Consider the following 13,512-nt stretch of genomic DNA (forward strand, 5'->3'; position numbering starts at 1 on the left):
ATAAAGACAGCAACCTGATTGCCATCAAACTGATGATCCGATAAGGAACTCCATGCCCGAACACGCCATTACCCCCGGTTTTCACGCCGTTCACGCCAATCATCTGGAAGACCTGCGCCGGGCTGTGGTGTTTATCTGCCAACAAAATCCGCTGCCGCCGCTGCAGAGCGAGACCTTTCTGGTGCAGAGTAACGGTATTGCCCAGTGGTTAAAGCTGGCGTTGGCGGAAAAGCGGTCTGAGGATGGCAGCGAAGGCGGGCTGGGCATTGCCGCCGGTATGGATTTTCTGTTCCCGGCGCGGTTTATCTGGCAGGCCTACCGGTCCGTGTTGCCGGATGGCGAGGTGCCAGAGCAATCCCCTTTCGATAAACGCCGGTTGGTGTGGCGGCTGTACCGGCTACTACCAGAACTGGTGCATACAGATGAGGTATTCAACCCGCTGGCCCGATTTCTGGAAGGCAGTGACCCGGATTTGCGGGCGTTCCAACTAGCCGAAAAAGTAGCGGATTTGTTCGATCAGTACCAGGTGTTCCGCGCTGACTGGCTCGCCGCCTGGGAGCAGGGCCGGGATGTGGTGATCACCGCCCGCAGCGAAGAAAAGCCGGTTGAGAAGGAAACCCTTTGGCAACCGATGCTCTGGCGCAAGCTGGTGGAAGACACGGGCGCAGAAGCCCATACCAGCCGTTCGCAGATTCATACCCGGTTTATGGCCGAAGGCCAGCGTGTAGCTGCACCCGCCCACCCCGGCCGCTTGCCCAAACGCATTGTGGTGTTTGGGGTATCGTCACTACCACGCCAGGCGCTGGAAGCCCTCTACGTGCTTAGCCGTTTCAGCCAGGTGGTGCTATGCGTTCACAACCCCTCGCAGTTTTACTGGGCCGACATTGTTAGCGACCGGGAACTGCTGAAAGCCGAGCGCAAGCGCGGAACCAGCCACCCCACGCTGTCGAAAATTGACGATGCGGATCAGCTACACCAGCACGCCAACCCGCTGCTGGCCGCCTGGGGCAAACAGGGCCGGGACTACATTCGCCTGCTGGACGAGTTCGACAACCCGGAAGAGTACCGCGACCGGTTTCAGATGCCGGATCAGAAGATCGACATCTTTTCCGAGCACGGCACAGGGCAGACGCCCTGTCTGCTGCACCAGTTGCAGAACGACATTTACAACCTCACCCCGCTGCAGGAAATTCGAGATGAGCAGCGGGAGCTGGATCTGAGTCAGGATCATTCGGTTGCCTTTCACGATGCCCACAGTCCCCAACGAGAAGTGGAAATTCTGCACGATCAACTGCTGGCCCTTTTCAACGCCGATTCCACACTGCGGCCCCGGGATGTGATGGTAATGGTGCCGGATATCAACGTGTACGCTCCCCACATTCAGGCGGTGTTTGGCCGCTATTCACCAGGGCGTAAACGCCACATTCCGTTTACCATTTCCGATCAGGGCCAGCGTAACCACGAGCCGGTTCTGATTGCCCTGGAAACACTGATGTCGTTGCCCCGCAGTCGGTTTGGGGTAAGCGAGATCATCAGCCTTTTAGAAGTGCCCGGCATTCGTGACCGTTTCGAGATTGCCGAAGAGGAAATTCCCCTGGCCAGGCGCTGGGTTGAAGGCGCCAATATCCGCTGGGGCCTGCATGGTGCCCACCGGGAAAGCCTGGAGCTGCCGGCAGATCTGGAACGCAACACCTGGCAATCTGGCCTGCGTTCCATGCTGCTGGGCTACGGCATGGGCGACGACGACCCCTGGGCCGGAGTTCAGCCCTATGGCGAAATTGGCGGGCTACAGGCAAGCCTTGCGGGCCGCCTTGGCGAGTTTGTGTATCGCCTGGAATCCCTGTGGCAGGCATTGCAGGCCAGCCGCGCGCCGCAGCAATGGGAAGAATTGTTCTCTGCCATGCTGGAGCAGTTTTTCCACAAGGTAGAAGGCCAGGATCTGTTATTGCTGAATCGTTTCCGCCGGCAGTTGGAACAATGGCTGGATGACACCCTCGCGGCAGGATTAGACGAGCAACCCTTACCGCTGAACATTGTGAAAGATGTATTGCTGGAAGGGCTGGATGAAGGCGGCCTGAACCAGCGTTTTCTGGCCGGCAAAGTAAACTTCGCCACGCTGATGCCCATGCGCGCGATTCCCTTCCGCAGTGTGTGTCTGCTGGGCATGAACGATGGCGACTATCCGCGCTCACGACCGCCGGTGGATTTTGATTTGATGGCCCGGGATTATCGCCCCGGCGACCGCTCCCGCCGGGAAGACGACCGATACCTGTTTCTCGAAGCTATGCTGTCGGCTCGCGAGCAGCTGTACATCAGCTGGGTAGGGCGCAGCATTCGCGACGACTCACCCAGGCCGCCGTCTGTGCTGGTTGGCCAGTTGCAGGATCACCTCGACAGTCTCTGGCAGGTAAAAGAACCGCCAGACGTGACGGTGACCGAGGCTCTGACCATTCGCCATCCATTACAACCATTCAGCCGAGACTATTTTCCCCAGGCCAACGGGCAAAATAATAGCGAGGGCAGCCCACCCAAACCCCTCGCCCAGGTGCTCCACGACCGCAATTTGTTCACCTACGAGCACGAATGGCGCAGCGCCCACGGCAATGGTGCAGCTCAACATCAACAGGCAGACTTGCCGTTTCAGCAGCCAGAGGAACCCATCACCCTGAATGATCTGGCCGGCTTTCTGAAAAAGCCTGTGGATACGTTTTACCAGCGCCGCCTGCAGGTGCGCTTCGACGATGTGGAAGACGACGACACAGATACCGAGAACTTTGACCTGAACGGCCTCGACCGCTGGCGTCTGGATACCGAACTGATTGAGCAGAGCCTGCTGAAATCCAGCGATAAAGAAGAGCTGCACCAACACCTGGAAAGCACTCTGGACCGTATGGCCAGGCGCGGCGATCTGGGCATGGGGGTGACGGAACACCGGCTGCGCAGTGAGCTATCCGGTCGCCTGCCGGATCTGTTCGAGCGGTATCAAAGCGCACTGGCCGAGTGGCCCGAAGCCATCAGCGAACCTGTGCAGTTTGAATATAGCCTGGCCAACAGCACAGGCTCTGTGGAAGTACTGGATTTGATTGGCAATCTGCGACGCAACGCTGAAGGTAACACCTGCCGGTTAGTCATCGCCGGTTCCAGCCTGCTCACTGGCAGCGGCAATAGCAAAAAGCTCCGCTACGCCAATTTGATGCGCGATTGGGTGATTCATCTGGCAGGGCAGCTAACGGAACAACCCTTCGAAACGCTGATTCTGGGCAAGGAAGAAGGCCGAAAAGTCCGTTTTGCACCTCTATCACAGGAAACCGCCAGCAAGCACCTGGATGCGATACTGGAACGCTGGATCGACGCCAGTACCCGTGCCTTGCCAATACACTGTGAGGCCGGTTTCGCCTGGATTTACAGCTTCTACCAGAGCAAAAAATTCCTCGGTGACCACGAGCGGGCCATCAGCGACGCCCAAAAGGCCTACACCAAGGCGCTGGAGCGAGACACAGGTTATCTGCGAGGCGCGTTCGAGACCCCTGAAAAGTTACTCGAAAGCGGTGAATTTGAAGCACTGCTGCACGGTCTTTACGTGCCTTTATGGGAAGCCGAGCAGGACAAATCAGCCGCCGGGCAAATCGAGGGCAAGCTATGACGGATGTGACCAATCTGAACCCGAATCTTGATCCTCTAACCCTGCCCCTCAACGGCAGCACCTTGATTGAGGCCAGTGCCGGCACCGGCAAAACCTTCACCATAGCCATTCTGTACGTGCGTTTGGTGCTGGGCCACGGTCAACCAGTGGGCAGTATGTTAGCGGCGGGCATGCTGCCGCCAAACCTGCTGGTGGTCACCTTTACCGACGCAGCTACCAAAGAGCTGCGAGACCGTATTCGCACGCGCCTCACCCAGGCTGCCCAGGTGTTTTCAGAGGCTGCAGATAGCCTTCAGCCTTCGGCAGAAACCGCGCTGATTCATCAGCTTCGAGACGACCATTATCCAGACCCGGAAACCTGGCCAGACTGCCGCAAAAAGCTGCTGCTGGCGGCCGAATGGATGGACGAAGCCGCAGTATCCACCATTCACGCCTGGTGTAACCGCATGCTCACTGAGCATGCCTTCGACAGCGGCAGCTTGTTCCGGCTGACACTGGAAACCGACCAGAGCGATCTGCTCGACGAAGTGGTGCGGGATTACTGGCGCACGTTTATCTATCCGCTATCGCCAGCGCTGATGGACGAAGTGGTGGAGCACTGGAAAACCCCGGACAACCTGCGGGCCGCCGTGCGTAACCTGATTGGCGACGCCGATGCTTTTGACGTTGCTACCGGCAATGTAGAACAGGCCATCGAGGCCACGGTGCAAAAGCGCAGAGAACAGGCCCAGGCTCTGAAAGCACACTCCTGGGCTACTTGGAAACCCGAAGTCACCGACATGCTGACCGCACTCAACAAGAGCAAACGCCTGCACGGCGGCAGCATGAAGCCGATGATTGCTGCCTGGGACAAGTTGCTGGATTGGGCCGATTCCGATGAGCTGTACCCGGAAGGGTTGGAGAAAGCCGGCTTCCAGAACCAGACGCCGGAGATACTGGCCAGTAAGCTTAAAGGCGAGGGCGATGTACCCCATCACCCTGCCTTTGATGTGATCGAAGAGCTGATCGCCTTTGCGGACAACCTGCCCAGCGCCGAAACCGATATTCTAAAACACGCCACCCTCTGGATTGCGGCACGGCTGAAATCGGAAAAACAGAAACGCTCGGAAATGGGCTTCGACGATCTGCTTACCCGGCTGGATGACGCCCTTCATGGCCCCCGTGGCGATCAATTGGCCGCCACCATCCGCCGCCAGTTCCCGGTGGCATTGATCGACGAATTCCAAGACACAGACCCGGTGCAGTATCGAATATTCAACTGCATTTACCGGGTTGAAGAAAACCGTCCGGACACCTGCCTGCTGATGATCGGCGATCCCAAGCAGGCCATTTACGGTTTCCGTGGCGCCGATATTTACACCTATCTGGACGCCCGCACCGGCGCCCGCGACCGCACCTGGACACTGGGCCGTAACTTCCGGTCGTCCAAACCCATGGTAAAAGCGGTCAACCGGGTGTTCGAGCATGGCGATCTACACAGCCCGAAAGGGGCTTTTCTGTTCGGCAAGGGCGATACCTCACCGCTGCCATTTCAAGGCGTGGAAGCCAACGGTACCAAGCGCCTGTGGTCGGTGAACGGCGACATTCAGCCCAGCCTTACCCTGTGGTCACTGGAAAGCGATGAGGAAGATAAAAACGGCAACCGCAAAAGCCTGGCCAAGGGCAGCGCAACCACCGAGGTGGCCGAAACCTGCGCCAGCGAAATCGCCCGGCTTCTCACGTTAGGCCAACAAAACCTGGCAGGCTTTGCTCTGGAAAGTGACCCGAATGATATAGAACCGGTAGAACCCAAAGACATCGCCATTCTGGTGAACAACCGCAACGAAGCGGCGGCGGTGCGGGATGCCCTGGGCCAGAGGCGCATCAAAAGCGTGTATCTCTCTGACCGGGATTCAGTGCTCACCTCCCAAGAGGCAAGTGAGGTGCTGTGCTGGCTCAAAGCCTTTGCCGAACCCCAACAGCTGGCTTACGCCCGGGCGGCACTGGCCACGCCTACGCTGGGTTTGCCCTGGCGTTATCTGGACCAGCTGCTCACCGACGAGATGGCACTGGAGCGGGAGATCGAACGCTTTACGGGTTACCAGAAGCAGTGGCATAGCCAGGGCGTGCTGCCCATGTTGCGCAGTTTTTTGATGGACTTTGAAGTGCCCGGCAGTTTGTTACAGCGCCCGGACGGCGAGCGCCGGTTGACCGATATTCTGCACATTGCGGAGCTCCTGCAGCAAGACAGCCTGCAACTGGATGGCGAACACGCCCTGGTGCATCACTTCACCCAGATTTTGCGCGCGGCAGATGAAGAAGACGAACACCGCACCCTGCGGCTGGAAAGCGATGCAGGGCTGGTAAAAGTGATCACCGTGCACAAATCCAAGGGTCTGGAATACCCGTTGGTTTTCTTGCCTTTTGGTACGGCATTCCGCGCCCAAAGCGAAAAACAATCCTTCGTGCGTTATCACGACGACAGCTCAGAATTAATCACCGTATTCGATCCAACACCGGAAGACGTCGCCCGGGCCGATCAGGAACGGCTAGGGGAAGACATCCGCAAACTCTACGTTGCCCTGACCCGGTCCCGCTTCGCTACATGGGTGGGCGTGGCAGACATCGAAAACTGGCACCTTAGCGGCCTGGGGTATCTGCTTGGCGATGAATCCGCCACGCAACCGCCGCTCAGCGATGCCCTAAACCTGCTCACCGGTGGCCACCCGGAACTGTGCACTGAACCGCTACCGGCGGCCACCGACCTACATTACACAGAAGAGGCCCCTGCCACTCTGGGGCCAGCGCTTATCTCAACCCGTGAGGCCCGGGAAAACTGGTGGATTGCCAGCTACTCCTCCCTGGAATACACCGGGCTCACTGGCACGGGCGTTGTGTTCAGGAGCGAAGCGGAAGACGCAGAAACCCAAAACCTGCGGGAAGAGGGCGCCCACAACAGCGACGAGGAAGAGGTGATTATTACGCCCAACCACAGCAACAGCCTGCATCGTTTCCCCAAGGGCGCAGGCCCGGGCACGTTTCTGCATGATTTGCTGGAGTGGTGTGTGCAACAAGGCTTGCAACGTGTTGTGGATAACCCTTTGCAGCTGCGCGAACAACTCACCCGCCGCTGCAGCACGCGGGGCTGGAGCGACTGGGTGGACACTCTGGAGCAGTGGATACTTGCACTGATCCAACAACCACTGTCGTTGAGCCGTGGTGGCGATGAGAGCGTTAGTTTATCGAGCCTCAGTACGCTGCGACCAGAACTGGAGTTCTGGTTTGAAAGCCGCAACGTGAGCACCCGGGCCATGGACAAACTGGTCACCAACTACACGCTTAACGGCGCCGACCGGCCGCAAGTGGATGGCGGGCGCTTCAACGGCATGCTGAAAGGCTTTATCGACCTGGTATTTGAACACAACGGGCTGTATTACGTGCTGGACTACAAATCCAATTTTCTCGGCGACAACGACAGCGCCTACACAGTTCAGGCCATGGGCGATGCCATTCTGGAGCGGCGTTACGACCTGCAATTCGTGCTTTATCTGCTGGCATTACATCGCTTGCTGAAGGCCCGACTGCCGGATTATGACTACGATCAGCACATGGGCGGCGCGGTGTACCTGTTTTTGCGGGGCATACATGCACCGGGAGCCGGGGCATTTACCGATAAACCGCCCAAGGCATTGATCGAACAACTGGATGCCATGTTTGATGGCAAGGCAGCCGGGGAGGTGGCGGCATGAGCAATAACAAGAATACCGACAACCAGTTTGCCCTGGATCTGGACGACGCCCCTGAGCTCAACCCCTTAGCACCCGTGGCAACCAGCAACCACAACACCAGCCTGGCGCTGAACGAGACAGCAACCGTTTTGGAACTGTTGGATAACTGGCAGCAAGCCGACTGGATTCGTCCACTGGATGTGCGCTTTGCGCGGCTGATTCACGACCTGTCAGAAGAGCAGGGTAACGCACCGAAACCGCTGGTTTTGCTGCTGGCCGCGCTGACTTCCCATCAAGTTGGCCGAGGCCACGTGTGCGTGGATCTGGCTAACCTGCTGGCCGATGCGGACACCACTTTGTCTTTGCCTCCGGAGGAGCCAAACGGAGCCGGTCCTGTTCAGAGCCGGGAAGCTTCAGCCGGATCTTCTACAGACCTGTCTGCCGCTGGCACAAGCCTGATCGGGCCAGGCGACCTCTTGGCTCGCATATCTATTCAGGAATGTTTAACCGCTATGGACGGGGCATTGGCGGTAAGTGATGGCTCACACACTTCACCCTTAGTGCTGAACGGCAGCCGCCTGTATCTGCGTCGTTTCTGGCGTTATGAACAGCAGATTGCTGCCGGTATTTTGCAGCGTTTGGCGCAGCCATCTCCTTTGGCTGACCCGGCCTCACCTGCCGCCAATACTCTGAGCCAGGCACTGGATATACTGTTTAAGCCACAGGGTTCTCTTTCTCAATCGCAGGGCTGCGTGGGCGATTCTGTGGACTATCAAAAGCTCGCTTGCGCGCTGGCAGCCCGCAATCGTTTCGCAGTGATCACTGGTGGTCCCGGCACCGGCAAAACCACCACCGTGGTGAACTTGCTTGCCGCTCTACAGTCAGTCGCTGGCGAATCTGCCGAGCGGGATGGACGTAAATACCGTATACGACTAGCCGCCCCCACCGGCAAAGCCGCTGCGCGATTGAACGAATCCATTGGCGGTGCCGTCAGCCGCTTGCCGCTGGCTCAGCTGCCGGGGCAAGTCTCTCTGACAGACATTCCCACCAAAGTAACCACCCTGCACCGGCTTTTGGGCAGCCGCCCAGACACCCGACAATTCCGCCACAACTGCGACAATCCGCTGCTGGTGGATATTCTGGTGATCGACGAAGCCTCCATGGTAGATCTGGACTTGATGGCCTCGGTGTTTGACGCCCTGCCCGCTAATGCGCAACTGATTCTGCTGGGCGATAAAGACCAACTGGCCTCGGTAGACGCCGGCGCGGTGCTGGGCGAACTGTGCCAGCGCGGGCCAGACGGGCATTATCAGCCGCAAACTGTGCAATGGCTGAAAACCATCACCGGAAGCGAGATTCCGTCGGACCTTCAAGACTCCGAAGGCCAACAACTGGATCAAGCCGTGGCCATGTTGCGCAAGAGTTATCGCTTTGCCGAAGGCAGTGGCATTCGTCATTTGGCCGAAGCGGTCAACACCAACACCTTGAATGCCAGCACGCTAAAACAAGCCCGCGATGCGGAGTTTGAGGATGTGGTGTGGCTAAACGGCCATAACAACAGGCCGTCTTTGGAAACCACTCAAGCACTGATCTTCCGCCATGTGGTTGACGGAAGTCCCGAAGCATTCCGCAATAGTGGGGAAGGGCGAATAGATGCCAACGATCAACCTCTGCCGCCGCCTGTAGGTTACCGCCATTACTTAACGCTGATGCAGAATCACAGTCTGGACAGCAACAGCACCACCGAACACTGGGACGAGCTGGCGACATCTGTCTTGAAAGCTTTCAGTGACTTTCAGGTGTTGTGTGCATTACGGCGCGGCCCCTGGGGCGTAGAAGGCCTGAACGATTTGATCGCCCAGCACCTACTGGCTCAAAGGCTGATCCCACGGGCTGAAGGCTGGTATGCGGGGCGCCCGGTGCTGATTACCGGCAACGATTACAACCTGGGGCTGATGAATGGCGACGTAGGCATTACCTTCAGCCTGCCCTGGGGCGCTGAGCCCCAAAGCGGCGGCGACAACCCGGAATCCGTGCTGCGGGTAGCCTTCCCGGCCAGTGATGGCAGCGACAATATCCGCTGGATTTCACCCAGCCGGCTACAGCAATTGGAAACCGTGTACGCCATGACGGTGCACAAGTCCCAGGGCTCAGAATTCAATCACACCTGCATGGTGCTGCCAGACCGGCTAAGCCCGGTGCTAACACGAGAATTGGTATACACCGGCATTACCCGTGCTAAAAACTGGTTCAGCCTGATAACCGGCGATGCCAGCGTGTTTAGCGAAAGTGTGGGCCAGAGGGTTGTGCGGGCTTCGGGATTGGCTTCGGTTCTTGCTGTTCGGAGCCTCAATTAGACTCGGAGTTATGCTGCTGCAGCCACAACCTGGCGTAATAACCGTTTTTAGCCAGCAACTCACTGTGCCCGCCACTCTCCACAATCTGGCCGTGATCCATCACCAAAATAGAATCAGCATCGCGCACGGTGGATAACCGGTGCGCGATAACCAATGTGGTGCGCTGGCTGCTGACTTCGTTGAGCGCACCCAAAATAGCCTGCTCGGAGATGGAATCCAGTGACGAGGTGGCTTCGTCGAGAATCAACAGCGGTGGATTTTTCAGCAGCACGCGGGCAATGGCCACGCGCTGTTTTTCACCGCCGGAAAGCTTCAAGCCGCGCTCGCCTACTTTGGTGTCGTAGCCCTCAGGTAGACTGCGGATGAAGCCATCTAGCCGGGCCTGTTTAGCTGCGTGATGCACGTCGGCTTCTGTGGCCTCTGGGCGGCCGTAGGCCAGGTTGCGGTATAGGGTGTCGTTGAACAACACCGTGTCTTGCGGAACCACGCCTATGGCCGCACGCAGGCTGTCCTGATTAACCTTGCGAATATCCTGGCCGTCGATAGTGATACTGCCTTTATCCACATCAAAAAAGCGGAATAGTAAACGGGCAAGGGTGGATTTTCCGGCGCCACTGGCACCCACAACCGCCACTGTGTGCCCGGCGGGTATGGAGAAGTCTACATCCTGCAGAATCGGGCGATCCGCGCGGTAGGAAAAATGCACGTGATGGAAGCCTACCTTCGCTTTATCCACTGCCAAGACCGGTGCCTCTTTCGTATCTTCAATGGCGGGTTTTTCATCCAGCAGGCCAAACAAGCGCTCTACATTCACCAAAGATTGGCGGATTTCCCGGTACACAAAACCCAAGGCATTCAGCGGAATAAATAGCTGAAGCAGGTAGGCGTTTACCATGGTGAAATCACCCAGAGTAATCGCGCCACTGGCCACTTCTTGCACGGCCATCACCATGATGATAATCATCGCCGCGCCGATAATCAGCGCCTGGCCGGTATTGAGCGCGGCCAGGGACAGGCGGTTTTTGAGACGCGCCTGCTCCCAGCCGGCAAGATCCTGATCGTAAAGCTTGGCTTCAAAGGTTTCATTGTTGAAGTACTTCACGGTCTCGTAATTAAGCAGGCTGTCTATTGCACGGGAGTTGGACTGGTTATCCCGGGCGTTGGCTTCGCGCACAAACTTGGTTCGCCACTCGGTCACCACAATTGAAAACGCGATATACACCACCACGGCTATGAGGATGGCCAGCACGTAGCTGGCATTAAACGCCACCAGCAAAATGCCCGCCACCATAACGATTTCCAGCAACGTGGGAATAATGTTGAACAGGGTAAAGCGCAGCAAAAAGCTGATACCGGTGGTGCCCCGCTCAATGTCCCGGGCCAGACCGCCAGTTTTGCGATCCAGATGAAAGGCCAGTTCACGGTCGTGTAGATGGCGGAACACCCGCAGCGATACCCGCCGCATGGCCCGCTCGGCAACCCGCGCAAACACTGCGTCTCGCAACTCACTGAACAGCGTGCTGGCAAACCGCAACACGCCATAGGCGACCACCAGCACCACGGGTATCCACAGCAGTAGTTCGCCACTTTCTCGGCCCTGATCCAAGTAATCCACAATATACTTCAGCGCTACAGGGGTTGCGACCGTGGCCAGTTTTGCCAGTATCAGGAAGGCAACGGACAGAATTACTCGCCCACGAAACTCTGCCAAATAGGGCCAAAGCCCGGCGATCACTTTCCAATTCGGTTTTTGGCTAGCAGAGTATTCACTATCAGCGTAAGCGCGCACGGACATTCCTTCATTTTCAACGAGGGGACAAGCGTATGATAAGGCTCGTCGCAAGCAGCATTCGTATAACTGCCTGAGTTTACAGTACCGGCGCATTTTACAGCACCGCAACTTTTTATAGCACCGCGCCCTTTTATGACACTGCGACTGCTTACAACATGGCAGCTATTAACATACCGAGACTTTTCCCAACCAGGAGACACATCATTAACACTCGCAAGCGGCAGGCTCTGAAACTGGTCATCGGATTTGTTAGCCCCTATCGAAAGGCCGTGGCCGGGGCTCTGGTTGCACTGGTTATCACCGCCGGCATCACGCTCGGGTTAGGGCAGGGACTGAGGATATTGGTGGACCAAGGGTTGGCTACTCAGTCCCCTGACAATCTCGCCCGGGCTGTAGGGTTGTTTTTCGTTCTTGTTCTGGGGCTGGCGTTTGGGTCATTCGCACGTTTTTATTTGGTGTCCTGGATCGGCGAACGGGTAGTTGCAGATATTCGCAAACAGGTCTTCAATCATCTGATTGACCTGCACCCGGGATTTTTCGAGCAGAACCGGGCCTTGGAAATTCAATCCCGTTTTACTGCAGATACCACGGTGCTGCAATCGGTGATCGGCTCTACCGTGTCCATTGCCTTGCGCAACGCGTTGATGCTGGCAGGTGGGCTATTGTTGCTGTTCATCACCAACGCCAAACTCGCTGGCATCATTCTGCTGGGCTTTCCGCTGGTGATCGTGCCCATCCTTTTTTTCGGTCGACGGGTTCGACAACTGTCACGGCTCAGCCAAGATAGAGTGGCGGACGTAGGCAGTTACGTGGGTGAAAACCTCACACAGATCAAAACCGTGCAGGCCTTCAATCACCAACCCCACGACCGGCGCTTTTTTGCAGGTGTGTCTGAAAAGGCTTTCGACATTGCCCGCGAGCGCATCCGGCAGCGCGCCTGGCTGACAACTCTGGCTATTTCGTTGGTTATGGGTGCTGTTGGCATTGTGATCTGGATTGGCGGCCTGGATGTTATTCACGGGCGGATTACGCCGGGGGAGCTGGCGGCTTTTGTGTTCTACAGTTTGCTGGTAGGGGTAGCTGCCGGGGCCATCAGTGAGGTAATTGGCGAGCTGCAACGGGCGGCTGGCTCTGCGGCTCGTTTGTTTGAATTGTTGCAGACCAAGCCTGGGTTTGATCGGCCATCAGAGTTAGAAGCTAATGAATTTCCCAACGCCATTGGCGGGGATATTCGTATCGATGGGCTCACGTTCCACTATCCCGGTCGCAGTGAACACGCGGCACTGGCTGATATCTGCCTGCAGGTTCGGGCCGGGGAAACATTGGCGCTGGTGGGCCCCTCCGGCGCCGGTAAATCTACGCTGTTTGATCTGTTGCTGCATTTCTACCAACCCGACAGCGGCACCATTCACATTGACGGCACAAACAGCGCTACCGTGTCACTAAACGCTCTACGCAACTGCTTTTCACTGGTACCCCAGAACCCGGCACTGTTCCACGGCACCGTGGCAGACAACATTCGCTACGCACGGCCAAACGCCAGTCAAGCCGATGTTGAGAAGGCCGCTCGTATTGCTCACGCACATGAATTCATCGAAAAACTGCCTGAAGGCTATCTCACCCGCTTGGGGGATGCCGGGCTGGGACTCTCTGGTGGCCAGAAGCAACGACTCGCTATTGCCCGAGCGCTGCTCGCCGATGCGCCCATTTTGCTATTGGACGAAGCCACCAGTGCTCTAGATGCGGAAAGCGAGAGCCTGATTCAGCAAGCCATGCCGGCGCTTACCTCTGGCAGAACCACGTTGGTGATTGCTCACAGACTGGCCACCGTGCGGGATGCCGATCGCATCGCCGTTCTGGATCAGGGCCGTTTGTTGGCGGTGGGAAGCCATGATGAGCTGATACAAACCAACCCACTATATCGGCGCTTGGCGGCGTTACAGTTTCGGGAACCACCGACATAATATTCGGCGTGATTTGATTGTGTCATTCACCAGTACTTTCTAGACTGGT

At 57.3% G+C, this 13,512-nt stretch carries 5 protein-coding genes; 4 read left to right on the plus strand and 1 reads right to left on the minus strand.

What is annotated here, in order from left to right; all coding sequences use genetic code 11:
- Positions 1–52: 52 nt before the first annotated feature.
- Genes recC through recD form a run of 3 tightly spaced genes read left to right on the plus strand, consistent with a single transcriptional unit; the run spans position 53 to position 9,707 of the window.
- Positions 53–3,643, plus strand: a complete 3,591-nt coding sequence (gene recC, locus ACTH3S_RS05465) for an exodeoxyribonuclease V subunit gamma (RefSeq protein WP_441808018.1) — start codon at positions 53–55, stop codon at positions 3,641–3,643.
- Positions 3,640–7,371 (plus strand): exodeoxyribonuclease V subunit beta, encoded by a 3,732-nt coding sequence (gene recB, locus ACTH3S_RS05470; protein WP_441808019.1) that lies wholly within the window; start codon positions 3,640–3,642, stop codon positions 7,369–7,371. The genes recC and recB overlap by 4 nt, the downstream gene beginning before the upstream one ends.
- Positions 7,368–9,707 (plus strand): exodeoxyribonuclease V subunit alpha, encoded by a 2,340-nt coding sequence (gene recD / locus ACTH3S_RS05475; RefSeq protein ID WP_441808020.1) that lies wholly within the window; start codon positions 7,368–7,370, stop codon positions 9,705–9,707. The genes recB and recD overlap by 4 nt, the downstream gene beginning before the upstream one ends.
- On the opposite strand, the gene ACTH3S_RS05480 is transcribed toward recD, so the two are convergent.
- A complete protein-coding gene (locus tag ACTH3S_RS05480; RefSeq protein ID WP_441808021.1) occupies positions 9,700–11,496 on the minus strand; it encodes an ABCB family ABC transporter ATP-binding protein/permease in 1,797 nt (598 codons plus the stop codon). The two genes, recD and ACTH3S_RS05480, sit on opposite strands and share 8 nt — an antisense overlap.
- 230 nt (positions 11,497–11,726) lie before the next feature.
- Between ACTH3S_RS05480 and ACTH3S_RS05485 the strand changes: the two genes are divergently transcribed.
- Complete coding sequence (locus ACTH3S_RS05485; RefSeq protein ID WP_441808037.1) at positions 11,727–13,463, plus strand: ABC transporter transmembrane domain-containing protein; 1,737 nt, start codon at positions 11,727–11,729, stop codon at positions 13,461–13,463.
- Positions 13,464–13,512: the final 49 nt, after the last annotated feature.

The sequence above is a fragment of the Marinobacter sp. genome (genome assembly GCF_052094685.1).
Classification (GTDB): domain Bacteria; phylum Pseudomonadota; class Gammaproteobacteria; order Pseudomonadales; family Oleiphilaceae; genus Marinobacter.